Origin of the sequence: Phenylobacterium sp., from assembly GCF_035569475.1 — a bacterium.
GTDB lineage: Bacteria > Pseudomonadota > Alphaproteobacteria > Caulobacterales > Caulobacteraceae > Phenylobacterium.
In genome coordinates this window covers 1-23741 of record NZ_DATMNA010000046.1, presented here as the reverse complement: position 1 = coordinate 23741, position 23741 = coordinate 1, and the positions used below count along the sequence as shown (strand labels likewise).

The 23741-nt window shown below is 70.1% G+C and carries 27 protein-coding genes; 18 read left to right on the top strand and 9 right to left on the bottom strand.

Annotated elements, in window-relative coordinates:
- The first annotated feature begins 1 nt into the window (after position 1).
- The 12 genes from VNW53_RS07760 (at position 2) to VNW53_RS07705 (ending at position 10596) form a co-directional block, all read left to right on the top strand.
- Positions 2–805, top strand: coding sequence for a DUF72 domain-containing protein (locus tag VNW53_RS07760; RefSeq protein WP_325554752.1), 804 nt, complete (start codon positions 2–4; stop codon positions 803–805).
- Between the two features lie 207 nt (positions 806–1012).
- Positions 1013–1921 (top strand): SDR family oxidoreductase, encoded by a 909-nt coding sequence (locus tag VNW53_RS07755; protein ID WP_325554750.1) that lies wholly within the window; start codon positions 1013–1015, stop codon positions 1919–1921.
- Positions 1922–2140: 219 nt separating this feature from the next.
- Complete coding sequence (locus VNW53_RS07750; protein ID WP_325554749.1) at positions 2141–2764, top strand: TetR/AcrR family transcriptional regulator; 624 nt, start codon at positions 2141–2143, stop codon at positions 2762–2764.
- Between the two features lie 2 nt (positions 2765–2766).
- Positions 2767–3813 (top strand): alpha/beta hydrolase, encoded by a 1047-nt coding sequence (locus tag VNW53_RS07745; RefSeq protein ID WP_325554747.1) that lies wholly within the window; start codon positions 2767–2769, stop codon positions 3811–3813.
- On the top strand, positions 3813–4793 hold the full coding sequence (locus VNW53_RS07740; RefSeq protein WP_325554746.1) for an NADPH:quinone oxidoreductase family protein: 981 nt from the start codon (positions 3813–3815) through the stop codon (positions 4791–4793). The genes VNW53_RS07745 and VNW53_RS07740 overlap by 1 nt, the downstream gene beginning before the upstream one ends.
- 358 nt (positions 4794–5151) lie before the next feature.
- Positions 5152–5901 carry a type I methionyl aminopeptidase gene (map, locus tag VNW53_RS07735; protein ID WP_325554744.1) on the top strand — a complete coding sequence of 250 codons (750 nt, stop codon included), beginning with the start codon at positions 5152–5154 and terminating at the stop codon, positions 5899–5901.
- Positions 5902–5976: 75 nt separating this feature from the next.
- On the top strand, positions 5977–6111 hold the full coding sequence (gene rpmH, locus VNW53_RS07730; RefSeq protein WP_111457208.1) for a 50S ribosomal protein L34: 135 nt from the start codon (positions 5977–5979) through the stop codon (positions 6109–6111).
- 39 nt (positions 6112–6150) lie between these two features.
- Positions 6151–6516 (top strand): ribonuclease P protein component, encoded by a 366-nt coding sequence (rnpA, locus tag VNW53_RS07725; protein ID WP_325554742.1) that lies wholly within the window; start codon positions 6151–6153, stop codon positions 6514–6516.
- A 34-nt stretch (positions 6517–6550) separates the two neighbouring features.
- Positions 6551–8341, top strand: coding sequence for a membrane protein insertase YidC (gene yidC / locus VNW53_RS07720; RefSeq protein ID WP_325554740.1), 1791 nt, complete (start codon positions 6551–6553; stop codon positions 8339–8341).
- Complete coding sequence (gene yihA / locus VNW53_RS07715) at positions 8338–8976, top strand: ribosome biogenesis GTP-binding protein YihA/YsxC (RefSeq protein ID WP_325554738.1); 639 nt, start codon at positions 8338–8340, stop codon at positions 8974–8976. The genes yidC and yihA overlap by 4 nt, the downstream gene beginning before the upstream one ends.
- Before the next feature lie 36 nt (positions 8977–9012).
- Positions 9013–9399: a YciI family protein gene (locus tag VNW53_RS07710; protein ID WP_325554737.1), complete on the top strand. Its 387-nt coding sequence runs from the start codon at positions 9013–9015 to the stop codon at positions 9397–9399.
- Positions 9400–9453: 54 nt separating this feature from the next.
- Entirely contained in the window at positions 9454–10596 is a 1143-nt protein-coding gene (locus tag VNW53_RS07705; RefSeq protein WP_325554735.1) for an acyl-CoA dehydrogenase family protein, read from the top strand.
- Between the two features lie 174 nt (positions 10597–10770).
- On the opposite strand, the gene VNW53_RS07700 is transcribed toward VNW53_RS07705, so the two are convergent.
- Positions 10771–12072, bottom strand: coding sequence for a metal-dependent hydrolase family protein (locus VNW53_RS07700; protein ID WP_325554733.1), 1302 nt, complete (start codon positions 12070–12072; stop codon positions 10771–10773).
- Positions 12073–12231: 159 nt separating this feature from the next.
- On the opposite strand from VNW53_RS07700, the gene VNW53_RS07695 reads away from it, so the two are divergent.
- The 4 genes from VNW53_RS07695 to dapD all read left to right on the top strand — a co-directional run bounded on the left by VNW53_RS07695 (position 12232) and on the right by dapD (position 15172).
- Complete coding sequence (locus VNW53_RS07695) at positions 12232–12639, top strand: BLUF domain-containing protein (RefSeq protein WP_325554732.1); 408 nt, start codon at positions 12232–12234, stop codon at positions 12637–12639.
- A gap of 111 nt (positions 12640–12750) precedes the next feature.
- Complete coding sequence (gene argB, locus VNW53_RS07690; RefSeq protein WP_325554802.1) at positions 12751–13677, top strand: acetylglutamate kinase; 927 nt, start codon at positions 12751–12753, stop codon at positions 13675–13677.
- The gene (locus VNW53_RS07685) at positions 13674–14336 is read left to right on the top strand and encodes a pyrimidine 5'-nucleotidase (RefSeq protein ID WP_325554730.1); all 663 of its coding nucleotides are present in this window, start codon (positions 13674–13676) and stop codon (positions 14334–14336) included. The genes argB and VNW53_RS07685 overlap by 4 nt, the downstream gene beginning before the upstream one ends.
- Positions 14336–15172, top strand: coding sequence for a 2,3,4,5-tetrahydropyridine-2,6-dicarboxylate N-succinyltransferase (gene dapD / locus VNW53_RS07680; protein ID WP_325554726.1), 837 nt, complete (start codon positions 14336–14338; stop codon positions 15170–15172). The genes VNW53_RS07685 and dapD overlap by 1 nt, the downstream gene beginning before the upstream one ends.
- A 27-nt stretch (positions 15173–15199) precedes the next feature.
- On the opposite strand, the gene VNW53_RS07675 is transcribed toward dapD, so the two are convergent.
- Positions 15200–15682: a cupin domain-containing protein gene (locus tag VNW53_RS07675; protein WP_325554725.1), complete on the bottom strand. Its 483-nt coding sequence runs from the start codon at positions 15680–15682 to the stop codon at positions 15200–15202.
- Between the two features lie 59 nt (positions 15683–15741).
- Here VNW53_RS07675 and dapE point away from each other — a divergent pair, with 59 nt between their 5' ends.
- Positions 15742–16890: a succinyl-diaminopimelate desuccinylase gene (gene dapE / locus VNW53_RS07670; protein ID WP_325554723.1), complete on the top strand. Its 1149-nt coding sequence runs from the start codon at positions 15742–15744 to the stop codon at positions 16888–16890.
- Positions 16891–17045: 155 nt separating this feature from the next.
- Here the strand turns inward: dapE and truA are convergent, their stop codons facing one another.
- Positions 17046–17789, bottom strand: coding sequence for a tRNA pseudouridine(38-40) synthase TruA (gene truA, locus VNW53_RS07665; protein ID WP_325554721.1), 744 nt, complete (start codon positions 17787–17789; stop codon positions 17046–17048).
- Positions 17789–18715 carry a methionyl-tRNA formyltransferase gene (fmt, locus tag VNW53_RS07660; protein ID WP_325554719.1) on the bottom strand — a complete coding sequence of 309 codons (927 nt, stop codon included), beginning with the start codon at positions 18713–18715 and terminating at the stop codon, positions 17789–17791. Before fmt ends, truA begins: the two co-directional genes overlap by 1 nt.
- Before the next feature lie 110 nt (positions 18716–18825).
- Here fmt and VNW53_RS07655 point away from each other — a divergent pair, with 110 nt between their 5' ends.
- A complete protein-coding gene (locus tag VNW53_RS07655; RefSeq protein ID WP_325554717.1) occupies positions 18826–19206 on the top strand; it encodes a cell surface protein in 381 nt (126 codons plus the stop codon).
- A 62-nt stretch (positions 19207–19268) separates the two neighbouring features.
- Here VNW53_RS07655 and VNW53_RS07650 read toward each other — a convergent pair whose 3' ends face one another.
- The 5 genes from VNW53_RS07650 to dnaX all read right to left on the bottom strand — a co-directional run.
- A complete protein-coding gene (locus VNW53_RS07650) occupies positions 19269–19778 on the bottom strand; it encodes a peptide deformylase (protein ID WP_325554716.1) in 510 nt (169 codons plus the stop codon).
- Between the two features lie 61 nt (positions 19779–19839).
- Positions 19840–21057, bottom strand: coding sequence for a DNA recombination protein RmuC (locus tag VNW53_RS07645; protein ID WP_325554715.1), 1218 nt, complete (start codon positions 21055–21057; stop codon positions 19840–19842).
- A gap of 207 nt (positions 21058–21264) precedes the next feature.
- On the bottom strand, positions 21265–21867 hold the full coding sequence (gene recR, locus VNW53_RS07640) for a recombination mediator RecR (RefSeq protein WP_325554714.1): 603 nt from the start codon (positions 21865–21867) through the stop codon (positions 21265–21267).
- A 1-nt stretch (position 21868) separates the two neighbouring features.
- The gene (locus tag VNW53_RS07635; RefSeq protein WP_325554712.1) at positions 21869–22189 is read right to left on the bottom strand and encodes a YbaB/EbfC family nucleoid-associated protein; all 321 of its coding nucleotides are present in this window, start codon (positions 22187–22189) and stop codon (positions 21869–21871) included.
- 134 nt (positions 22190–22323) lie between these two features.
- Positions 22324–23741, bottom strand: a 1418-nt coding sequence (dnaX, locus tag VNW53_RS07630; RefSeq protein ID WP_325554711.1) for a DNA polymerase III subunit gamma/tau, incomplete at its 5' end; no start/stop codon positions are given.

Sequence of the window (23741 nt, the reverse complement as noted above, 5' to 3'; positions counted from 1 at the left end):
CATGGCGGCCGGAAAAATCCGCCTCGGCATCGGCGGCTGGACCTTCGAGCCCTGGCGCGGGGTCTTCTACCCGCCGGGGCTGAAGCAGGCCGACGAGCTCGCCTATGCAGCCTCCAAGCTCACCGCCATCGAGATCAACGGCACCTACTATTCCAGCTTCAAGCCGGACAGTTGGGCCAAGTGGCGGGCGGCCACGCCCGACGGCTTCAAGTTCGCGGTCAAGGCCTCGCGCTTCTGCACCAACCGCAAGGTGCTGGCCGACGGCGCCGAGAGCCTGGGCAAATTCCTGAACCAGGGCCTCTCAGAACTCGGCGACCGGCTTGGTCCGATCCTCTGGCAGTTCGCCAACACCAAGAAGTTCGATCCGGACGACTTCGAAGGCTTCCTGAAGCTGCTGCCCGCGACGCAGGACGGCCTGCCGCTGGCCCATGTGCTGGAGGTGCGCCACCCGACCTTCGTCGACCCGGCCTTCGTGGCGCTCGCCCGCAAGTACGGCGCGACCATCTGCCTGGCCGACCACTTCACCTATCCGATGATCCCCGACGTCAGCGGCGATGTGGTCTACGCCCGCCTGCAGACCGGCTCCGACGACGTCCCCACCGCCTACAAGCCCGCCGACCTCGACCTCTGGGTCGAGCGCTTCAAGACCTACGCCGCGGGCGGCGCGCCCTCCGACCTGCCGATGGCCGACGCAGCGACGCCCGCGCCGGTGAAGCCCCGCGACGTCTACGCCTTCGTCATCCACGAGGGGAAGGTCCGCGCCCCTGCCGCCGCCAAGGCGATGATCGAGCGGGTCGGCGCGTAAAAAGCTCCGCTCATTCCCGCGAAAGCGGGAACCCAGGCGTTTTTGTTACTGAGTCGATGCGCCTCCAGGGTCTCCAACCGTCCGAAACACATAAAAAACCTGGGTCCCCGCTTTCGCGGGGATGAGCGGTGGTTGGGAAAGCCTGCGCCTTGACCGACCCTAGGTCAGGGCGCTTCGCTGCCCGGAGAAACCAGGGAGGATGCGGCCATGGCCGAGCTCGCGATGGACGACCTGATGTTCCGCCCCGGCCTGATGCAGGGCCAGCGGATCCTGATCACCGGCGGCGGCACCGGCCTGGGCAAGGTGATGGCCGAGGCCTGCCTGATGCTGGGCGCGGAGGTCTATATCTGCGGCCGACGCGGCGGCGTGGTCGAGGAAGCCGCCAGGGATCTGACGGATGCGCACGGCGGCAAATGCGTAGGCCTAGCCTGCGACATCCGTGTGCCCGAGGCCATCGCCGAGATGGTCGACACCGTCTGGGCCGACGGCGGGGCGCTGACCGGCCTGGTCAACAACGCCGCCGGCAACTTCATCAGCCGCACCGAGGACCTCTCGCCCCGCGGCTTCGACGCCATCGCCAACATTGTCTTCCGCGGCTCGTTCTTCGTGACCCAGGAGTGCGGCAAGCGCTGGCTGGCCGAGGGCAAGCACGCCTCGGTGGTCTCGATCCTCACCACCTGGGTCTGGCACGGCGGGCCGTTCACGGTGCCCTCGGCCATGTCCAAGGCGGGCCTCAACGTCATGACGCAGTCGCTGGCCGTGGAGTGGGGCAACCGCGGCCTGCGCTTCAACGCCATCGCGCCCGGCCCCTTCCCGACCGAAGGCGCCTGGGCGCGGCTGAACCCGGGCTCGGGCACGGAGTCCGAGAAGAAAGACCCGACCATCCCGCTCGACCGCAACGGCGAGATGCGCGAGCTGGCCAACCTGGCCGTCTACCTGCTCGATCCCGGCTCGGCCTATGTGAACGGCCAGACCATCGCCATCGACGGCGGCTCGCACCTGCGCGGCGGCGGCGGCTTCGCCCGCCTGGCCGCCTGGGGCGACGCCGAATGGGAAGCCGCCCGCTCATCCATCCGCTCCGCCAACGAGAAGGACCGGGCGCAACGGACGGTCTAGACCCTCTTCCCTTCCCAATTTTGGGAAGGGGGACCATCGGCCGGAGAGCCGATGGTGGGAAGGGCAAGCCACGAGCTCGGCGCTGCCGCTTTCCCTCTCCACCATTCCCTCTTCGGGGAACGGTCCCCCTCTCCCGCTTCGCGAGAGAGGAAGGTTTGCTTTCCTCGACAGCGACCGTAGAGTGACACGCGTCACTTTTGAGTCCCAGCAAAGCTGTCCATGTCCCAGGTCGCCTACCTCATCTCCGGCAAGCGCGAGCAGACCAAGGTCGCCAATCGCCAGGCGATCCTCGACGCCGCACGCGAGGTGTTCGGGGAGCTGGGCTACGAGGCCGCCACGGTGCGCGACATCATCCGCCGCACCGGCCTCGCGGCCGGCACCTTCTACAACTACTACCGCTCCAAGGAGGAAGTGTTCGCCGCCCTCGCCGACGACGGCGCGCGCCGCTTCGCCCCGATCCTGAAGGGCCTGCGCGGCAAGGGCTATTCCTTCGAGGACTTCGTGCGCAAGGCGATCGCCGCCTACTTCGACTTCATCGCCGAGGAGCAGCGGACCTGGATCGAGCGCCGGCCGGCCGGCGAGCCGCATCCCCACGTCCAGGGCGAGACCCCGGAGATGGCCGCCGTCTTCGCCGAGATCCGCGACGCCCTCGCCGAGGACATCGCCCGCCGCAAGGGGCCCTTCGCCGACCCGGACTACATGGCCGCCGCCTGCATCGCCATCGCCCGCGAGGTCGGCGACAAGATGCTGGAGCGCCGCCCGGTCGACACCAAGGGCGCGGCCGAGTTCGCCGTCACCATGATCCTGAGCGGGCTGAAGGGCCTGCCCAAGGCCCACGGCTAGCCATGACCAGCCCCGCCACCCAACGCATGATGGTCCGCAAACTGCTGAGCTTGCCGATTCCCATGCTCCGCTTGATGGCCGGCGGCGGCGTGGTCTACCAGGGCGGCCGCACGCTCGACCCGCGGCTGCAGTACCTGGCCGCCCAGGCGCGCGGCGCCCCGCCGATGACCACCCTCACGCCCGAGGAGGCGCGGCAGGCCAGCGCCATCGGCCTGGCCGTCACCGGCGGCGACCCGGAGCCCGGCGTCCGCACCGAGGCCCTGAGCCTCCCGGGCCCCGGCGGCGACATTCCCGCCCGCGTCTACCGGCCCGACAACCAGGACGCCCAGGCGCCCCTGATGGTCTTCGCCCACTTCGGCGGCGGGGTGATCGGCGACCTGGAGACCTGCGACGCCTTCTGCTCGATCCTGGCCCACACCGCGCGCGGCCCGGTGCTCTCCGTCGACTACCGCCTGGCGCCGGAGCATCGCTTCCCGGCGGGGCTGGAAGACGTGCTGGCCGCCTACCGCTGGGCCCGCGACAACGCCCAGCGCTTCGGCGCGCCGCCGGCCCAGGCGGCCATCGGCGGCGACTCCATGGGCGGCAACTTCGCCGCCGTCGTCTGCCAGGAACTGAAGAAGGCCGGCGAGCCGCAGCCCGCCCTGCAGCTCCTGATCTATCCCTGGGTCGAGGTGGTCTGCGAAAGCGCGTCCATGACCACCTACGGCGACGCCTTCCCGTTGACCCGGTCCACATTGGAGTGGTTCGCCGGCCACTACATGGGCCCGGGCGACAGCCCGGCCGATCCGCGCCTTTCCCCCCTCAGGGCCCCGGACCTGTCCGGCCTGGCGCCCGCCGTGGTCGTGACCGCCGGCTTCGACCCCCTGCTCGACCAGGGCGAGGCCTATGCGCGGCGGCTGAAGGAGGCGGGGGTTCCGGTCATCTACCGCTGCTACGACGGCCTGGCGCACGCCTTCACCGCCTTCACCGGCGCGGTGCCCTGCGCCGACGTCGCCTGCCGCGAGGTCGCGGGCCTGGTGCGCGAGGGCTACGAAGGCCGCATCACCTGATGAAGGCGCTGGTCGTGGAGCGGCTCGCGCCCGACTACCAGGGCTGCGCGGTCAAGCAGGTCCCCATGCCGCAGCCCGGCCCCGGCGAGGTCCGCATCCGCGTCCGCGCCGCGGCGGTGAACTTCCCCGACCTGATGCAGACCCGCGGCGAGCATCAGCACAAGCCGCCCGTGCCCTTCATCCCCGGCATGGAGCTGGCCGGCGAAGTCGACGCCCTGGGCGATGGCGTGGAGGGCCTTGCGCCCGGCGATCCGGTCTGCGGCGGCGGACGCGGCGGCATGGCGGAATACGCCGTGCTCCCGGCCGCGGGCCTGCGCCGGAAGCCCGACACCCTGACCTTCAGCCAGGCGGCCGGCTATCCGGTGGCCTATCTGACGGCCTACGTCGCCTTCGAGCGTTGCGCGCGGCTGCAGCCCGGCGAGTGGGTGCTGGTCCACGGCGCGGCCGGCGGCGTGGGCCTGGCCGCCGTGGACCTGGCCCGGATCATGGGCGCCCGGGTCATCGCGGCCTCGGCCTCCGACCACAAGCTCGACGTCATCGCCCGGGAATACGCCCCCGAGGCCACGGCCAACGTCACCCAGGGCTTTCGCGAGCGGGTCAAGGAGATCACCGGCGGGCGCGGCGCGGACGTGATCTACGACCCCGTCGGCGGCGACGTCTTCGACGAGAGCCTCCGCTGCATCGCCTTCGGCGGCCGGATCCTGTCCATCGGCTTCACCTCCGGCCGGCTGCCGGTGCTGCCGGTCAATATCGCGCTGATCAAGGGCTTCTCGGTGATCGGCGTGCGCGCCGGCGAATACGGCCGCCAGTTCCCGCAGAAGGGCCGCGAGAACAACGACGCCATCTGGAAGCTCGCCGAGGCAGGCAAGGTGAAGCCCAGGGTGGACGCCGAGTATGCGTTGGATGACTGGCGGGCGGCCTTCGATTCGCTGGCCGACCGCAAGGTGATCGGCAAGACCATCGTGCGGCCGGATCTCTAACGATCTAGCTCGCCCTCCGCTCATCCCCGCGAAAGCGGGGACCCAGGCTTTTTTCGTAGCTACAGAGCAACGCCGCGAGCCGTGCCAGTCCAAGCTCCCGAACACAAAACACCTGGGTCCCCGCTTTCGCGGGAATGAGCGGTTGGAGGGAGAGTCACGTCCCGTCACACCCCAGCTTAAATTTCATGGCGGCGAGCATGCCTTCGGGCCTGGGCAACTCAAGGACGCGCGGAACGCGCGCCGCCACGCGGGCGGCCAGCGGCCGCTCCTTGACTTGCCCAGGCCCGAAGGCTCCCATCATCCGTGAAATCTAAGGACGGGAGGCATCCCAAGGATGCTCCCTTGGGGCCAAAGGCGCATGACCATCGGCAGCGAAGACGAACTCGAAAAGCTCAAAATCGCCGGCCGGGTCGTCGCCCAGACGCTGAAAGCCATGGGCGAGGCCCTGGAACCCGGCATCACCACGCGTGAGCTCGACGCCATCGGCCGCCGCCTGCTGGAACTGGAAGGCGCCCGCGCGGCCCCGGAGCTGACCTACGGCTTCCCGGGCGCGACCTGCATCTCGATCGGCCCCGACGTGGCGCATGGGATCCCCGACGACCGGGCCATCGCCGCGGGCGACCTGGTCAACATCGACGTCTCCGCCGAGATCGACGGCTTCTTCGGCGACACCGGCGCGAGTTTCGCCGTGCCGCCGGTCGCCCCCAGGGTCGAGCGCCTGTGCCGCGACGGCCGCCGCGCGCTCTGGACCGGCATCCGCGCCGTCCGCGCCGGCGGCGAGCTGGGCGCCATCGGCCGCAGCATCGAGGCCTTCGCCGACCGCAACGGCTACAGCCTGATCCGGAACCTCGCGAGCCACGGCGTGGGCGCGGCCCTGCACGAGGAGCCGAGGGAAATCCCCACCTGGAACGAGCCCGGCGACCGCCGCCGCATCGACGAAGGCCTGGTCTTCACCATCGAGCCCTTCCTGTCGCTGGGCGACGACTGGGTCGACGAGACCGGCGACGGCTGGACGCTTCGCCCCACGCACGGGACGCCCACGGTGCAGTATGAGCACACCCTGGTGGCCACTCGGCGCGGGCCGGTGGTGCTGACTCTGGGGGAATGAAGCGGCCACGGCGGTTGACACGCCCCGCCTCTTCCCCTATCCACCGCCGCTCGATTTTCGACCCCGGAGCTCCCCGTGAAGCGGACTTTTCAACCGTCGCGCCTTGTTCGCGCCCGCCGCCACGGCTTCCGCCTGCGCATGTCCACGAAGAATGGCCAGAAGGTTCTGGCCCGCCGCCGCGCCAAGGGCCGCAAGCGGCTCAGCGCCTAGGTTTGGGCGCCTAAGACCTGACTGCGGTATGGTGTCGGAGTGTCCGACGCCCCTCTTAAAATCGAACGCCTCAAGAAGCGCCCGGATTTCCTGGCCTGCGCGCAGGGCCCCTATTGCGCCCGCGGCGCCGTGCTGGTCCAGGCCCGGCCCCGCGACGAGACGCCGCTGGTCCGGGCCGGCTTCACCGCCACCAAGCGGATCGGCGGGGCCGTGGAGCGCAATCGCGCGAAAAGGCGATTGCGGGAGGCCGCCCGCCTCTTGCTTCCGGCGCTGGCGTCCCCAGGTTTCGACTATGTATTCATCGCACGCGGCGGTGTGACGACGCGCCCTTGGCCGCGTTTGCTTGACGATGTGAAAAGCGCGCTGATAAGGCTCGCCGCCGACCGCGACCGCCCTCAATCCTAAGGGCCTCTCTCCTTACCGGACCGCGCCCGTTCCCATGCAAGACGATTCCAGCCGCAACACGATCATCTTCCTCGTGTGTGCGCTCGCACTGTTCATCGTCTATCAGATGTTCGTGCTCGAGCCCGCGCAGAAGCGCAAAGCCGCCGAGCTGAAGGCCCACCCGCCCGCCGCGGCCGCCCAGCTCCTGCCCGGAGCGCCGGCCCTGAACGCCCCGCCGGCGGTCACCCGCGCCGCGGCGCTGGCGGCCACGCCCCGCGTGCCCCTGGCCGCCCCGGCGCTGAAGGGCTCCATCTCCCTGCGCGGCGGCCGCCTCGACGACCTGTTCCTGACCAAGTACCGGCAGACCACCGACAAGGGCTCGCCGCCCGTCGAGATGCTGCGGCCGGAAGGCGCGCCCTTCCCCTGGTTCATCGACTTCGGCTGGGTCGGCCAGAACGTCCCCGCCCTGCCCGGCGCCACCACGAACTGGACCCTGGCGGAGGGCTCGACGCTGGCCCCCGGCGCGCCGGTCACGCTGACCTACAACAATGGCCAGGGCCTCAGCTTCACCCGCCGGATCGCGGTCGACCAGAACTACATGTTCACCGTCACCGACACGGTGGCCAACGCCGGGCCGATCCCGGTGACGCTCGCGCCTTACGGCACCGTGCAGCGCCAGGGCGTGCCTCCCGACGTGGCCAAGTCGGGCGTCGTGCACGAAGGCGCCATCGGCTACCTCGACGGCCACGTGCGGGCCTTCACCTACAAGGACCTGTCGAAGAACGGCGGCTCGACCCAGGAATTCAACTCCGCGGGCGCCTGGACGGGCATCACCGACAGATATTGGCTGGCGGCCCTGATCCCGGACGCGGGCGAGCAGGTGCACGCCGTCTACCGCGACGCCAAGGCGGGCAATGTCGATGTCTACGAGGCCAACTACACCGGGGCCGCGCGCACCATCGCGCCCGGCGGCCAGGTCACGGTCACCCAGCATCTGTTCGCCGGCGCCAAGACCGTCCCCCTGCTGCAGGCCTATCAGAAGTCCCTCGGCATCGCCCATTTCGACGACGCGGTGGACTGGGGCCGGTTCTTCTTCTTCCTGACCCGGCCGATCTACACCTTCCTGACCTTCATCTTCCACCAGGTCGGCACCTTCGGGGTCGCCATCCTGCTGCTCACCGTCTGCGTGCGCGTGGCCTTCTTCCCGATCGCCAACAAGCAGTACGAGTCGATGACCAAGATGAAGAAGGTCCAGCCGCTGATGGAGGACCTGCGCCGGCGCTACAAGGACGACCCGGCCAAACAGCAGCAGGAGATCATGGCCCTCTACCAGCGCGAGAAGGTCAATCCGCTGGCCGGCTGCCTGCCGATCCTCCTGCAGATCCCGGTGTTCTATTCGCTCTACAAGGTGCTCAACATCTCCATCGAGATGCGCCATGCGCCGTTCCTGGCGTTCAGCGACCTGTCGGCGCGCGACCCGACAACCATCTGGAACCTGTTCGGCCTGATCCCCTGGAATCCCGCGCACCTGCCGCTGCTGGGGCCGATCCTCGACACCAGCCTGCACCTGGGCATCCTGCCCCTGGCCTACGGCTTCACCATGTTCCTGACCACCTCGATGACCCCGCAGACGGGCGTCGATCCGGCCCAGCAGCGGATCTTCCAGTTCATGCCGCTGATCTTCATGTTCATCATGGCCCCCTTCGCCGTGGGCCTGCTGATCTACTGGACCTGGTCGAACGTGCTGACGACCCTGCAGCAGTACGTGATGATGCGCCGCTTCAAGGTGGACAACCCCATCGACCGCGCGCTCGCGCGCCTGACCGGCAAGGCTGGCGGCGGGTGAGCGACGACTTCACCGCCGAGGAGCTGGAGGCCGCCCGCGTCCTCTTCGCCCACGAGGTGACCTTCATGATGGGGGCCGTGGCCATCGCTGGCCTGCCGCCCGCGGACCTTCCGGAAGTGGCCTTCGCCGGCCGCTCCAATGTGGGCAAGTCCACGCTGATCAATGCGGTCGCCGGGCGCCTGCATCTGGCGCGGGCGTCCAACTCGCCGGGCCGGACGCGGGAGGTGAACTTCTTCGTCGCCGACGAGAAGCTGCGCCTCGTCGACCTGCCCGGCTACGGGTTCGCCCGAGCGTCCCGCGGCGACGTGAAGAAGTTCCAGAACCTCGGCCGCGACTACCTGCGCGGCCGGCCGAACCTGAAGCGCGCCTATCTGCTGATCGACGCGCGCCACGGGCTGAAGGACGTCGACACCGAGGCGCTGGACGCCTTCGACCTGGCCGCCGTCTCCTACCAGATCGTGCTGACCAAGTCCGACAAGCTGAAGCCCGCCGAGGTCGAGGCCGTCACCGCCCGCACCCTCGCCGCCATCGCCAAGCGCCCCGCCGCCTTCCCCCGGGTGCTCGCCACCTCCTCGGAAAAGGGAACCGGCATCCCCGAACTGCGGGCCGAGATCGTCGCCGCCTGCGCCATCTAGGCCACGTTGTGGTACCCTCGCCTTCGGGAGGAACCCATGGCCCAGAACACCCTCGCCGCGATCCTGACCGCCGCGATGCTGGCGACGGCCGGAGCCGCGCAGGCCCAGCCGAACCAGCCCCTGTTCCTGTTCATCTACAGCCCTGGCCCCGCCTGGAAGCCTGGTGTGCCGGCGGGCCAGCAGGCGCTGGCCCCACACGGCAAGTACATGGCCAGCCTCGCCGCTGATGGGCGCCTGGTCGCCGGCGGCCCGCTGCTCGACGCCGACGGCGGTATGGCCATATTGCACGCCGCCGACGCCGAGGCCGCTCGCGCCATCCTAGCCGCCGACCCGGCAGTAAAGGCCGGGATCATGAAGGCGGAGATCCATGGCTGGTCGCCGCAGTTCGGCTCGAACGACCCCTTGCTGCCCAAGGCCCACTGACGCCCGCGACGGCGGGACTAGGCGGACCTCGCGTCATCGCGCTAGGAAGTCGCCATGCTGAACACCGACACCCGCACCGTCTTTGACGAAGACCTGAACCTCTTCCGCGACCAGGTCCGGAAGTTCTACGACAAGGCCCTGATCCCGAACCTCGACCGCTGGGAAGAGGAAGGTGTCGTGGACCGCGGCTTCTGGCTGGCGGCCGGTGAGGCGGGGCTGCTCTGCCCGCAGGTTCCCGAGGAATACGGCGGCCTGGGCGCCGACTACCGCTACAACACCGTGATCGGCGAGGAGCTTTCCTACGCCGGCTCCAGCGCCGGCATCACGCTCCAGTCCGACATCGTCGTCGACTACATCATCAACTACGGCTCCGAGGAGCAGAAGCGGCGCTGGCTGCCGGGGATGGTCTCCGGCGAGGTGATCACCGCCATCGCCATGACTGAGCCGGGCGCCGGCTCCGACCTGCAGGGCGTGCGCACCACCGCCGTGCGCGACGGCAACCACTACGTCGTCTCGGGCTCCAAGACCTACATCACCAACGGCCAGAGCGCCGACCTGATCGTGGTGGTCGCCAAGACCGACCCGACCCTGGGCTCGAAGGGCATCTCGCTGATCCTGGTGGAAGGCGACCGCGCCGGCTTCAAGCGCGGCCGCAACCTCGACAAGGTAGGCCAGAACTCCGCCGACACCTCGGAGCTGTTCTTCGAGGACGTCCGCGTGCCGATCACCAACTGCCTGGGCGAGGAGGGCAAGGGCTTCGCCTACCTGATGAACCAGCTCCCGCAGGAACGGCTGCAGATCGCCATCGCCGGCCAAGCGGGCGCGCAACGCGCCTTCGACGAGGCGGTGAAGTTCACCAAGGAGCGCAAGGCGTTCAAGCAGACCGTGTTCGACTTCCAGAACACCCGCTTCACCCTGGGCGCGCTGAAGGCCAAGCTGCAGGCCGGCTGGGCGCACCTCGACTGGTGCATCGCCCGCCACCTGGAAAAGAAGCTCACCGCCGCCGAAGCCAGCGCCGCCAAGCTCTTCCACACCGAGCTGCAATGGGAAGTCTGCGACGCGGCCCTGCAACTGCACGGCGGCGCCGGCTACATGAACGAGTACCCCATCGCCCGCCTCTGGCGCGACGCCCGCGTCCAGCGGATCTACGGCGGGACGTCCGAGATCATGAAAGAGGTCGTGGCGCGCTCGATCTAAGCCTCCTCTCCCCCGACGCGAAGCGCGAGGGGAGAGGGTAGGGTGAGGGGGGGCTGGGTCCCGTCAGTCTCGCCCGGGGTCGCCCGAGGGCCCTCGCCCGACCGTCGGCGGATCAGCGCTTCACGAGCCGCCCCTCACCCTACCCTCTCCCCATGCTTCGCTGGGGAGAGGAGGCTACGGAACCCGCTTCACCACCTCCCCGCCCTTCATCACGAACACCGGATGCTCCAGCACGGTCACGTCGCTCAGGGGATCGCCCTTCACGCCCACCAGGTCGCCATAGTGGCCGGGGGTCGCCTGGCCCACGTCCTTCACCCGGTCCAGCGCCTGGGCCGCGGTGAGCGTCGCGCTCTGGATGGCCTGTAGCGGCGTCGCCCCATAGCGCACCATCACCGCGAACTGCCTGGCGTTGGTCCCGTGCGGATAGACGCCCGCGTCGGTGGAGAAGATCATCCTCACGCCGGCCTTCAGCGCCTTGCGGTAGTTCTCGCGCTGGATGTCGCCGATGTCGCGGTCCTTCTGCAGGTTCTCCTCCAGCACGCCGTTCTTCTTGCCCTCGGCCTGGGTGTAGTCGGTGTTGTAGATGTCCATGCCGAAGTAGGCGCCCTTCTGGACCGCGAGCTTGATGCCCTCGTCGTCGACCAGGCTGGCGTGCTCGATGGTGTCGACCCCGCCCAGGATCGCGGCCTTGATGCCGCTGGCGCCGTGGGCGTGGGCGGCGACCCTCATGCCGGTGGCGTGGGCCTCGTCGACGATGGCCCGGATCTCCTCGAGGGTCAGTTGCTGGGCGCCGGGCGTGTCGCCGTGGCTGAAGACCCCGCCGGTGGCGCAGATCTTGATCACCTGGGCGCCGTACTTGTGCATCTCGCGCACGCGCCTGCGGCCCTCGTCGGGACTGTCGATCACCGCATCGCCCTTCTGGCGCATCGAGGGCGGGAAGGAATTTGAGTCGCAGTGCCCGCCGGTGGAGCCGATGGCGTAGGCCGCCGGCACGATCCGCGGCCCCTCGACATAGCCCGCCTCGATCGCCTGCATCAGCCCCACGTCGTCGAAGTTGCGCGAGCCCACGTTGCGCACCGTGGTGAAGCCCGCCTCCACCGTCGCCTTGGCGTGGGCCGTGGCGATGGCCGGCCAGAAGCTGTCGGTGAACTGCAGGCGGTTGTAGCCGCCGTAGAGCGGCGAGGACGTCAGGTGCACGTGCATGTCGATCAGGCCGGGCAGCAGCGTCACGCCCGGCAGGTCGACCCGCTCGGCGCCGGCCGGATAGTCGGCGCGGCCCTGCGCCTGCACCGCCTCGATCCGCCCGTCGGTGATCAGCACCGCGGGCTTTTCCACATATTTGCCGGTGGCTACGTCGAGCAGCCGGTCGGCCGTCACGATCACGGTGCGCGCCTGCGCCCCCGACGCCCACGCCCCGGTCGCCAGCGCCACCCCGGCCACGGCCGCCGCCACGACACCCGCAATCCGCATGTTCATCCCCCTCTAAAGCCCTGCCCCAAGGCTTAGCACGGCGGCCGGCCGGGAACAGGGCGCCGGGACGAACTGACGCCTTCCACGATTCAATCAATGCGTGCAGAAAAAACAACCGGAACGGCAGGCGAGTCGGCCGGCCGTCGGAGGGGGCGTCGAGCCAGGATGTTGAAGTCGGTATTCTATGTCAGCGCCAAGGCCGCCCCCTGGCCGCACGACGGCCCCGACGTTGAGGCGATCACCCGGGTCGCCCGCGCCCGCAACGCCGCCCTGGACCTCACCGGGGCCCTGATTTCCAGCGACGAGCACTTCGCGCAGGTCCTTGAGGGGCCGGCGGCGGCGGTCGATGCGGTGATGGCCAGCATCTTCCGCGACCCTCGCCACTGGCGGGTGACGGTGCTGGAGGAGGCCGCCCGGGGCGAGCGCCGCTTTCCGCAATGGTCGCTGGCCTACGCGGGACACACGCCCCTGGTCGCCCTGCGCATCGCGCCCCGCCTGCTGACCCCGCGCGCCCAGCCGCAGGACACCGCGGAGCTGATGAAACTCATCCAGGCCGTCGCCAGGCCGCTGTAGCCGCGCCCGCCACGCCGCCGCCGAAGGTGACAGGCGCCCCTGCGTCCGCTATCGGAGCGCTCCGAACTTCGAAGAGCCGAGACGCGCCCCGTGCCCCCCGATTCCTCCAAGGTGGACGACAGCCAGGGCCAGGCCGGCCCGGAGCAGGGATGGGCGACCGCCAGGACGCTCGCCGAGGCCCTGCCCTACATCCAGCGCTATGACCGCGAGACCGTGGTCATCAAGTACGGCGGCCACGCCATGGGCGAGGAGCAGGTGGCCAAGCAGTTCGCCGCCGACGCGGTGCTCCTGAAGATGCTGGGCCTGCATCCGGTGATCGTCCACGGCGGCGGGCCGCAGATCTCGGCCATGCTGGAGCGCGCGGGCGTCAAGTCCACCTTCATCGACGGCCTGCGCGTCACCGACGCGGCGACCATGGAGGTGGCCGAGATGGTCCTCTCCGGCGCGATCAACAAGGAGATCGCCAACTGGATCACCCTGGCCGGTCGCGAGGCCGACGTGCGCGGCGTGGGCCTGTCGGGCAAGGACGCGCGGCTGATCACCGTCGAGAAGGTCACGCGCACCAAGAAGGACCCGGACTCCAACATCGAGAAGGCCGTGGACCTGGGCTTCGTGGGCGACCCCAAGCGGGTCGACCCCAAGCTGATCGAGGCCCTGATCTACGCCGACGAGGACTACATCCCGGTGATCGCGCCGATCGGCGTCGCCGAGGACGGCCAGACCTACAACATCAACGCCGACACGGTGGCCGGCGCCCTGGCCGGCGCGTTGAACGCCAAGCGCATGCTGCTGCTCACCGACGTGGTGGGCGTGCTGGACAAGAACGGCGAGCTGATCCGCCAGATGACGCTCGCCGAGGCCCGGGCCGCCATCGCCGACGGCGTCGCCACCGGCGGCATGATCCCCAAGCTGGAGACCGCCATCGCCGCGGTCGAGTCCGGCGTCGGCGCGGTGGTCATCCTCGACGGCCGCAAGCCCCACGCCATGCTGGTCGAGCTCTTCACCGAGCACGGGGCGGGCACGCTGGTCTGCGAATGATCGCCGACCTGAGACACGTCGACACCTGGCTCTTCGACCTGGACAACACCCTCTATCCGGCCGAATCCGGATTCATGGGCGAGATCGAGCGGCGGATGACCGCCTACGTCCAGAAGGTCACCGGCCTGGGGCGCGACGACGCCTACCGCCTGCAGAAGCAGTATCTGGCCGACTACGGCCTGACGCTGGGGGGCCTGGTCGAGCACCACGGCGTCGATCCGGCGGACTTCCACACCATCTTCCACGACATGTCGCTGGAGGCCCTCGCCCACGACCCGGAGCTGGTCGCCGCCATCGAGCGCCTGCCCGGCCGGCGGCTGATCTTCACCAACGCCGACGCCGTCCATGCCGAGCGCGTGCTCGGGCGGCTGGGCCTGACGCACCTCTTCGACGACATCTTCGACATCGGCTCGGCCGACTATGTGCCCAAGCCCGCCCGCGCCACTTTCGAGAAGATCAACGCCGCCCACGGCATCGACCCGGCCGCCGCGGCCTTCTTCGAGGACTCCGAACGCAACCTGGCGCCGGCCGCCGAACTCGGCATGACCACCATATTGGTGGGCCCGCACGCCGAGGCCTCCACCGCTCCGTTTGTCCGCTACAAGACCGCGAAGCTCGCGCCCTTCCTGGCGCAGGCCCGCCTCAAGGAAGCCGCCTGATGCCCGACCATTCCGACCTCAAGAGCGTCATCGAGGCCGCCTGGGAGGACCGCGAGGCGATCAGCCACCAGACCCAGGGCCCGGTCCGCGAGGCGGTGCTGGAAACCATCGAGCGCCTCGACGCGGGGACCCTGCGGGTCGCCAGCCGCGAGGCCGACGGCGCCTGGGTCACCCACCAGTGGGCCAAGCAGGCGATCCTGCTGTTCTTTCGCCTGACCCCCAACGCCCTGACCTCTTCCGACACGCCCGGTCCCTATTGGGACAAGGTCCCGATGAAGACCACCGGCTGGGACGCCGCACGGTTCGAGGCCGCGGGCTTCCGCGCCGTCCCCGGCAGCCTGATCCGCAAGGGCTCGTTCCTCGGCAAGGGCGTCGTCGCCCTGCCCTCGTTCGTCAACATCGGCGCCTATGTCGATGAGGGGACCATGGTCGACGGCTGGGCCACGGTCGGCTCCTGCGCCCAGATCGGCAAGCACTGCCACATCTCCGGCGGCGCGGGCATCGGCGGGGTGCTGGAGCCCCTGCAGGCCAACCCGACGATCATCGAGGACAACTGCTTCATCGGCGCCCGCTCCGAGGTCGCCGAGGGCGTCATCGTGCGCGAGGGCAGCGTGCTCTCCATGGGCGTCTACCTGACCTCGACCACCCCGATCGTCGACCGCAAGACCGGCGAGACCATCACCGGCGAGGTCCCGCCCTACTCCGTCATCATGTCCGGCTCGCGCCCCAACCCGCACGACCCGACCCTGCCGTCGACCTATTGCGCGGTGATCATGAAGACCGTCGACGAACGCACCCGCTCGAAGACCAGCATCAATGAGTTGCTGCGGGACTAGATGCTCCCCTCAGGGGGAGGATCTTGGCTACCGGCTCCGCGCGGTCCGGGCGTCGACATAGGGCGTTCCGTCCTTGTGCCGGTATTCCAACTCTCCTGTCCCGAGGGTCAGGTCGATGTCCGGATAGTCGCAGGCGTCCTCGTCCTCCCGCCGCGAACCTACCTCGAGCAGCACGGCCTCTACGGACGACCGGTTCTGCAGATGGTGGCCGTTGGGGGCGCCGGCCGGGAAGCCCGCGCAGTCGCCGGCGCGCAGCACCTGCTCGCCCTCGTCGGTGACCAGCACCACCTCGCCGGAGACCACCCAAACGAACTCGTCCTCCGCCGTGTGCCAGTGCCGCTGGCTGGACCAGACCCCGGGCGCCAGCCGCTGCAGGTTGACGCCGAACTGGGTCAGGCCGGCGGCGTCGCCCAGCTTCCAGCGCTTGCGCCGCTGGCACGGCGCGTCATAGGGCGGCGGATAGCCGGTCCCGAACCGGGTGGGCGCGGCATCGATGTCGATCTTGGGCACGGGTTCATTCCGGTCTAGGAGGGTCCCCCAACCTATCAAACACCACGCCGGAGGCGAGCTTGATCGACGCGATCAACCTGACCAAAGAGCTGATCCGCGCGCCCTCGGTGACGCCCGCGGACGCCGGCGCCATGGACATCGTCGAGCAGACGCTGACGGGCCTGGGCTTCGCCTGCCGCCGCATGAAGTTCGGCGAGATCGAGAACCTCTACGCCCGCTACGGGACCGCGAGCCCGAACCTCTGCTTCGCCGGACACACCGACGTGGTGCCGACCGGCGACGAGGCGGCCTGGACCTCGGGCGCTTTCGACGCGGCCGTGGTCGACGGCGTGCTGGTGGGCCGCGGGGCCGTCGACATGAAGTCGGCCATCGCCGCCTTCGCCGCCGCCTCGGCCAAGGCCATCGCCGCGGGCCAGGTCACCGGCTCCCTCTCCTTCCTGATCACCGGCGACGAGGAGGGCGTGGCCACCCACGGCACCAAGATGGTGGTCGAGGCCCTCGACCTGGAGGACGAGCCCATCACCCACTGCGTGGTCGGCGAACCCACGTCGTCGGAGGCCTTCGGCGACATGATCAAGGTCGGCCGCCGCGGCTCGATCAACGCCGAGATCACCGTCACCGGCGTGCAGGGCCACGTGGCCTATCCGCAGCGCGCGGCCAATCCCGTGCCGGTTCTGCTGCGCCTCCTGCTGCGCCTGCAGGAGCGCAAGCTGGACGGCGGCTATCCGGAGTTCCAGCCGTCGAACCTGGAGATCACCCAGATCGACGTGCCCAACACGGCTGCCAACGTCATCCCGGGCGTCGCCAGGGCCAGGCTGAACATCCGCTTCAACCCCAACCACACCGGCGAGGACCTGGCCGCCTGGATCGCCGGCGAGGCCGAAGCCGAGGCCCGCGGCTTCCAGGGCTCCATCCAGGTCGTCCCGCAGATCAGCGGCGAGGCCTTCCTCACCGAGCCCGGCCCCTTCACCGACGTGGTGGCCGCCGCCGTCCGCGACGTGGCCGGCCGCGACCCGGAGCTCTCCACCTCCGGCGGCACCTCGGATGCGAGGTTCATCCGCGCGCTGTGCCCCGTGGTCGAGCTGGGCCTGGTCGGCAAGACCATGCACCAGGTCGACGAACGCGCGCCCGTCGCCGAGATCCTGCAGCTCCAGGCCGTCTACGAACGCCTGATCGCGCGGTATTTCTTGGCGTTCAGGGAAGCGTAGCTCCTTCTCCCCTCGCGGGAGAAGGTGGCCGCGAAGCGGTCGGATGAGGGGGCAGTAGCCTGGTGACATATGGGCGTCGGAGCCCGCTAACGCCGATGCTCCCCCTCATCCGTCACCCTTCGGGCGACACCTTCTCCGGCGAGGGGAGAAGGGATCTATTCTTCGTAACTCACGCCGGTCAGATAGAGCCCGTCCGCCGGCGCAACCTGCCCACACGCGCGCCGGTCCTTGGCCTCCAGGGCCGCCTTCAGGTCTTCCGCCGTCCAGCGCCCCAGGCCGACCTCGGCGATGGAGCCGGTCATCGACCTCACCTGGCGGTGCAGGAAGGAGCGCGCCTCGAACACCAGCACCACCTCGTCGCCCTCGCGCCGCACCGTCGCCACGTCCAGGGTCTTCACCGGCGACTTCGCCTGGCAGGCCACGTCGCGGAAAGTCGTGAAGTCGTGCAGCCCGACCAGCGCCTGGGCCGCGGCGTGCATGGCGCCCGCGTCCAGCGGCGCCTTGACGTGCCAGACGTGGCCGCGCTCCAGCCCCGGCGGGCCGACCCGGTTCAGGATGCGGTAGCGGTAGCGCCGCTCGGTCGCCGAGAACCGCGCGTGCCAGCCCTCCGGCGCGACCTGCGCATCCAGCACCACGATGGGCTCGCCACGCAGGTGGGCGTTCAGCGCATTGCGCACGGTCTCCGCCGGCCAGTCCTTCGCCAGGTCGATGTGGACCACCTGGCCGGTGGCGTGGACGCCGGTGTCGGTGCGCCCGGCCGCGTGGACGCGCACGACCTCGCCGCAGAAGGCCGCCACCGCCCGCTCCAGCGACCCCTGCACCGTCGGCTGGTCGGCCTGGGCCTGGAAGCCGTTATAGGGGCCGCCGTCATATTCGAGGGTGAGCCGGAAGCGGGGCATCAGCCGAGCTGCGTCCCGGCCGCCACCGCCTGGCCGTTCAGGAAGGCCTCGGCGTCCTGCGGCCCGCGACCCTCGCGCTGCAGCCGCAGCAGGCGCACGGCGCCCGCGCCCGTTCCCACCAGCAGGCGGTCGTCCAGCACCCGGCCCGGCGGCCCATCCAGGTCCTCGAAGGCCGAGAGCAGGGCCTTGGCTCGCACCGGCCCCTTGTCGGTGGGCAGCAGGAACCAGGCGCCGGGCGACGGAGACAGGCCGCGGATCTTCCAGTCGACCTGCCGGCCGGGCTTGGCCCAGTCGATCCGCGCCACCTTCGGTCCGATCTTCTTGGCGTAGGTGACGCCTTCTTCCGGCTGCGGCGTCTCGATCGCGGTCCCGGCCTCGATGTCGACCAGCGTCCGCGCCAGCAGCTCCGCGCCCACCGCGGCCATCCGGTCGTGCAGGGTCCCGGCGGTGTCCAGCGGGCCGATGCGCAGGGTCTCGCTGGCCAGCACCGGCCCCTCGTCCAGCCCCTCGGTCATCCGCATGACCTCGACGCCGGTCAGCAGGTCGCCGGCCATGATCGCGCGCTGGATCGGGGCCGCGCCGCGCCAGCGGGGCAGGAGCGAGCCGTGCAGGTTGAAGGACCCCAGCCGGGGCGCCTCCAGCACCGCGCCCGGCAGGATCTGGCCGAACGCCACCACGCAGGCCGCGTCGAGCTCCAGCGCTGCGAACGCCGCGATCTCCGCCGGATCGCGCATGGAGGCGGGCGTCCTGACCGGCAGGCCGTGCTCCAGGGCGAAGGCGTGCACCGGCGACGGCTTCAGCGCCTGGCCGCGCCCGCGCGGGGCCGGCGGCTGGGAGTAGACGCAGGCGATCTCGTGCCCGGCGGCCGCCAGGCGGCGCAGGGCGGCCAGGGCGAAGTCGGGGGTTCCCAGGAAGGCGATCCGCATGGCCGTTGCTCTACCCGCCGCCGGGCCGCCCGCAAAGGCGCGGAACGCAAAGGCCGCGGAACCACGAGGCAAGCTTGGCCGTTGGTTGGCGGACCGAATAGGAGCCTGCCATGCGCACCCTCACCGCCATCGTCGCGCTCAGCGCCTGCCTGGCGCTGGCCGCCTGCTCGAAGTCGACCCAGGAGAAGACCGGCCAGGACCTCAAGGCTGTCGGCTCCGACGCCGCCTCGGCCGTGAAAGACGTCGCCAACGCGCCGGCCGCCAAACAGCTCGGCTCGGACCTGAAGCAGGGCACGGAGGAAGCCGCCGCCAAGACCAAGGTCGCCGCCGACCAGGCCGGCGAGAAGCTCAAGGCCGGCGCCAGCGAAGCCGGCGACAAGCTGAAGGCCGGGACCGAGAAGGCCGCTGCGGACATCAAGTCCGGGACCGACAAGGCCGCCGCCAAGACCGACGCCGCCGTCGATCACGCCAAGGACAAGGTGACGCACTGACAGGGGCTGTCATCGCGGTTTCGCCGCAGGCAAAGACCGGGATGACACCCTGAGGTGGAAGCCTAGGCCGCCTTGGCCTGCTTCTTGACCTTCTTCACCGCCTGCTCGCGCTTCAGGCGCGACAGGTGGTCGATGAACAGGACGCCGTCCAGGTGGTCCATCTCGTGCTGGATGCAGACGGCGAACAGGCCCTCGGCGTCCTCCTCGATCGTCTCGCCCTGGTAGTTCATGTAGCGCAGCTTCACCTGCGCCGGCCGCTCGACCTCGTCGTAGATCTCAGGCACCGACAGGCAGCCCTCTTCGTAGGGCGCGGTCTCCTCCGAGGCCCAGAGGATCTCGGGGTTCACGAAATACTGCGGCGCAGGGGGTTCGCCCTCGCGCGCCAGGTCCATGACGATCACCCGCTTGGGCACGCCCACCTGGATCGCCGCCAGGCCGATGCCGGGCGCGGCGTACATGGTCTCGAGCATGTCGTCCATCAGCGCGCGCAGCTCGTCGTCGACCGCGGCCACGGGCGCCGACACCTTCTTCAGGATCGGATCGGGGACAATCAGGATCTCACGCACGGCCATGGCGGCGAGGTAAGGGCCCTATACCCGAGCGTCAAGGTCGGCCAATGGCCTCACCGCAGGACTACCCCTCGTCGCCCGCCACCAGGCGCACCTGCGGCGGGGTCTCCGGCGACAGCTTGGCGAGCGGGCGCACCGCGGCGTTCAGGGGCTCGATTTGCGGGATGTCGCGCCCTTCGTGATCCACCTTCAGCTCCTCGAAGCGGCGGGCTTGCGTCAGGACCTGGGTTTCCAGCGAGCCGACGAACTGATTGTAGCGTCCGATCGCCTGCTCCAACGACTTGCCGACCGCCGCGGCATGGCCGCCCATCACGGCGATGCGCTTGTAGAGTTCGCGGCCCAGCTCAACGACCTTCTGGGCGTTGGCCGCCTGCTCTTCCGCCCGCCAGCCATAGGCCACGGCCTTGCACAGCGCGAAGAGCGTTGTGGGGGTCACGATCACCACCCGACGGTCCATGGCTTCCGTCATCAGGTCCGGCGCGCGGTCCAGGGCCGCCGCCAGGGCCGAATCCAGGGGGACGAACATGGCCACGAAGTCGGGGGAGTTCTTGAACTGGTCCCAATAGGCTTTCGCCGAGAGGCCCTGGATATGGCCGCGCACGCTCTGAAGATGCCGCAGGCCGATGCTCTCGCGCGCGGCGTCATCCGTGGCCTCCTGCAGCTCCAGGAAGGCGTTGAGGGAGCACTTGGCGTCGATGACGAACAGGCCGCCGCCCGGCATCTTCACCGTGACGTCCGGTCGCCGGCGGCCTTCCTCGGTGTCGGTAGAAGTCTGTTCCTCGAAATCGTAGCGGTGGGACAGGCCGGCGGCTTCCAGCACGTTGCGCAGGGTCTGCTCGCCCCAGCGCCCCTGTACGCCCGCGCCGCGCCGCAAGGCCGCGGAGAGCTTGCGCGCCTCGTCCTGCGTCGCCGTGGAGGCCGTCAGGAGCTGGGCGATCTGTTCCTTCAGGCCGCCGGTCTCCTCGACCCGGTTCTTCTCCACCAGGGCCACATGCTCCTGGAACTTCTGCAGGCTCTCGGCCACCGGCTTGAGCTGCGCCTCCAGCCGGGCCTGGGCGAGCCGTTCGCGGCCCGCGATCGCCTCCTCGTTCTTCTTGAGGATCGCCTCGGCCACGCCGGTCGCCGACTGGGTGAGCTGGGCGGCCACCAGGTCCGCTTGCTCCTGCATCATGCCGACCCGCATCTCGGCCGCGGCCGCCCGCATCCGCTCCTTCACCGCCCAGGCGACGGCGCCTGCGGTGGTGAGAGCAAACGCCAGCGTGGCAAGCAGGTACCCGTTCATGTTGCGTTCTTAGCGCAAGCGGTGAGTCGGGGCCAGCGCGCTCCTCCCCCGACCCGAAGAGGACGGGGGAGGTGGATCGCGCGGCAAGCGCGAGACGGAGGGGGCGCAAGGCCCCAGTCTCCGAGGTTGTCGCTTTGCGCCCCCTCCACCGCGTTCCGCGGTCCCCCTCCCCCGAAGTGTTCCCTTCGGGTGAGGAGCGTACGGCGCCTACGCCGGCCTGCGCGCCCTCATCGCCTGCGCAATGGTCCCGTCGTCGAGCCAGTCGAGCTCGCCGCCCACCGGCACGCCCCTCGCCAGCATGGTCACCGAGACGCCGGCGCCGGCCAGGCGGTCGGCGAGGTAGTGGGCGGTGGTCTGGCCGTCGACGGTGGCGGGCAGCGCCAGGATCACCTCACGGACCGCGCCGTCCGAGGCGCGCGCCACCAGGCCGTTGACCCTGAGCGCGTCGGGGCCCACGCCGTCCAGGGCCGACAGCAGCCCGCCCAGCACGTGATAGCGGCCCCGGAACGCGCTCGCCCGCTCCATGGCCCAGAGCGCGCCCACCTCCTCGACCACGCAGATCAGGGCGCCGTCGCGGCCGTTGTCGGCGCAGATCGCGCAGGGGTCCTGGGTGTCGAGCGAGCCGCAGGTCGCGCAGACCTTCACCCGCGCCGCGGCCTCGGCCAGGGCGTCGGCCAGGGGGACCAGGAGCTGGTCGCGCCGCTTCAGCAGCGCCAGGGCCGAGCGCCGCGCCGACCGCGGCCCCAGGCCGGGCAGCTTGGACAGCAGGCCGATCAGCCGCTCGATCTCGGGTCCGGCGGAGGCGGCCAAGCTAGAACTTCGGCATGCCGGGCATGCCGGCGAGCGGCCCGGCCGCCTTCTGCATCAGCTCCGCCGAGCGGGCGTCGAGCTGGCGCTTGGCGTCGGCGTGGGCGGCGGCGACCAGGTCGCCCACCATGTCCGCCTCGCCCGGGACCATCAGGCTGTCGTCGATGTCGACCCGCACGATCTGGCCCGTGCCCTTCAGCGTCACCTTGACCATGCCGTCGCCGGCCTGGCCCAGCAGCACGAGCTGCTCCAGCTCCGCCTGGGCCTGCCCCAGCTTCTCCTGCATGGCCTGGGCCTGCTTCATCAGGCCGGCGAGATCTTTCATGTGTGCAAGCCTTTCACCCTAGGCCGCCACAGGCGGCCATCGAACCACCAAGACCACCAAGATCACCAAGCTTGCAAGCAGGCCCGCCCTTGGTGTCCTTGGTGGTCTTGGTGGTGAAACAGAGGGCTTCGCCCTCAATCCTCATCGTCGTCGTCCTCGGTCTCGGTGGCCGAGCCTTCCGGGGCTTCGGCTTCGGCGATCTTGCGGATGCCGACGATCTCGGCGCCGGGGAAGGTCTGCATAACCGCCACCACGAAGGGGTCCTGCTCGATCTGGGCGCGCACCTCGCGCTCCTCGCGCTTCTGGCGTTCCCAGAGGCTTTCGGCCCCGCCGCCGCCCTGGGCCGCGATCAGCCAGCGCTCGCCGGTCCAGTCCTTCAGCCGCCCCACCAGGCGCTGGGCCAGGTTGCTGGGCGCGCCGGGCGCGGCCTCGTACTCGATCGCGCCCGGCCGGAAGCTGATCGGCCGGACATAGCGCTCCACGTCGAGCTTCAGCGCGATGTCGCGCTTCTTCTCGATCAGGGCCAGCATGTCCTCGAAGGTGTTGAGCACCGCCACCGGCTCGTTCGACGCCTGCGGCTGCGGCGCCGCAAAGCCCCGCGCCACCGTCGGCCCGCCCGCCTGCCGCGCCGAAGCCGACCCCGTCGGCGAAGGCTGACCGCCCGAGGCCCCACCGGCCGGCCCCGGCCCCGCCGCCGGCGCATCGCCCGCCTGCAAGCGCTTCAAGGCCTCCTCCGGCCCCGGCAGGTCGGCGGCGTAGGCCAGGCGGATCAGCGCCATGTCGGCCGCCGCCGCCGCGTCCGGCGCGCGGCGCACCTCCTCGTAGCCCCGGAGCGTGAGCTGCCACAGCCGCGAAAGCGTCCCGGCCGAGACCGCCGCCCCCACCGCCGCCAGCCGCTGCGCCTGGTCCTTGGGCATAATCAGCGCCTGCGGCCCGATGGCCTTGGCCACCGAGGCGCCATGGCAGTGGTCCAGCAGGTCCAGCATCACCTGGTCGGGATTGGCGCCGTAGCCGTAGAGGGTGCGGAAGGTCTCGATCGCCGGCCCCGCCTCGCCGCGCATCACCTGCTCGAACAGCGAGATCGTCTGGGCGCGGTCGGCGAGCCCCAGCATGTCGCGGATGGTGGCCGCGGTGACCGTCTGGCCGGGCTCGGCCTGGACGATGGCCTGGTCGAGCATCGACTGGGCGTCGCGCACGCTGCCCTCGGCGGCGCGGGCGATCAGCATCAGCCCGTCGGCCTCGACGCGAGCGCCCTCGGCCTCGGAGATCATCTCCAGGTTCCTGACGATCACCTCCGGCTCGACGCGGCGCAGGTCGAAGCGCTGGGTGCGCGACAGGATGGTCACCGGCACCTTGCGGATCTCGGTGGTGGCGAAGATGAACTTGGCGTGCGGCGGCGGCTCTTCCAGGGTCTTCAGGAGCGCGTTGAAGGCGCCCGTCGAGAGCATGTGCACTTCGTCGATGATATAGACCTTGTAGCGCGCCGAGACGGGCGCATAGCGCACCCCGTCCAGCAGCTCGCGCATCTCGTCCACCTTGGTCCGCGAGGCCG

What these genes read in the sequence shown, in the direction of transcription:
- VNW53_RS07760 (WP_325554752.1), top strand. Translation starts at nt 2, where the DNA reads ATGGCGGCCGGAAAAATCCGCCTCGGCATCGGCGGCTGGACCTTCGAG.
- VNW53_RS07755 (WP_325554750.1), top strand. Translation starts at nt 1,013, where the DNA reads ATGGCCGAGCTCGCGATGGACGACCTGATGTTCCGCCCCGGCCTGATG.
- VNW53_RS07750 (WP_325554749.1), top strand. Translation starts at nt 2,141, where the DNA reads ATGTCCCAGGTCGCCTACCTCATCTCCGGCAAGCGCGAGCAGACCAAG.
- VNW53_RS07745 (WP_325554747.1), top strand. Translation starts at nt 2,767, where the DNA reads ATGACCAGCCCCGCCACCCAACGCATGATGGTCCGCAAACTGCTGAGC.
- VNW53_RS07740 (WP_325554746.1), top strand. Translation starts at nt 3,813, where the DNA reads ATGAAGGCGCTGGTCGTGGAGCGGCTCGCGCCCGACTACCAGGGCTGC.
- map (WP_325554744.1), top strand. Translation starts at nt 5,152, where the DNA reads ATGACCATCGGCAGCGAAGACGAACTCGAAAAGCTCAAAATCGCCGGC.
- yidC (WP_325554740.1), top strand. Translation starts at nt 6,551, where the DNA reads ATGCAAGACGATTCCAGCCGCAACACGATCATCTTCCTCGTGTGTGCG.
- VNW53_RS07710 (WP_325554737.1), top strand. Translation starts at nt 9,013, where the DNA reads ATGGCCCAGAACACCCTCGCCGCGATCCTGACCGCCGCGATGCTGGCG.
- VNW53_RS07705 (WP_325554735.1), top strand. Translation starts at nt 9,454, where the DNA reads ATGCTGAACACCGACACCCGCACCGTCTTTGACGAAGACCTGAACCTC.
- VNW53_RS07700 (WP_325554733.1), bottom strand. Translation starts at nt 12,072, where the DNA reads ATGAACATGCGGATTGCGGGTGTCGTGGCGGCGGCCGTGGCCGGGGTG.
- VNW53_RS07695 (WP_325554732.1), top strand. Translation starts at nt 12,232, where the DNA reads ATGTTGAAGTCGGTATTCTATGTCAGCGCCAAGGCCGCCCCCTGGCCG.
- VNW53_RS07685 (WP_325554730.1), top strand. Translation starts at nt 13,674, where the DNA reads ATGATCGCCGACCTGAGACACGTCGACACCTGGCTCTTCGACCTGGAC.
- dapD (WP_325554726.1), top strand. Translation starts at nt 14,336, where the DNA reads ATGCCCGACCATTCCGACCTCAAGAGCGTCATCGAGGCCGCCTGGGAG.
- truA (WP_325554721.1), bottom strand. Translation starts at nt 17,789, where the DNA reads ATGCCCCGCTTCCGGCTCACCCTCGAATATGACGGCGGCCCCTATAAC.
- fmt (WP_325554719.1), bottom strand. Translation starts at nt 18,715, where the DNA reads ATGCGGATCGCCTTCCTGGGAACCCCCGACTTCGCCCTGGCCGCCCTG.
- VNW53_RS07655 (WP_325554717.1), top strand. Translation starts at nt 18,826, where the DNA reads ATGCGCACCCTCACCGCCATCGTCGCGCTCAGCGCCTGCCTGGCGCTG.
- VNW53_RS07650 (WP_325554716.1), bottom strand. Translation starts at nt 19,778, where the DNA reads ATGGCCGTGCGTGAGATCCTGATTGTCCCCGATCCGATCCTGAAGAAG.
- VNW53_RS07645 (WP_325554715.1), bottom strand. Translation starts at nt 21,057, where the DNA reads ATGAACGGGTACCTGCTTGCCACGCTGGCGTTTGCTCTCACCACCGCA.
- VNW53_RS07635 (WP_325554712.1), bottom strand. Translation starts at nt 22,189, where the DNA reads ATGAAAGATCTCGCCGGCCTGATGAAGCAGGCCCAGGCCATGCAGGAG.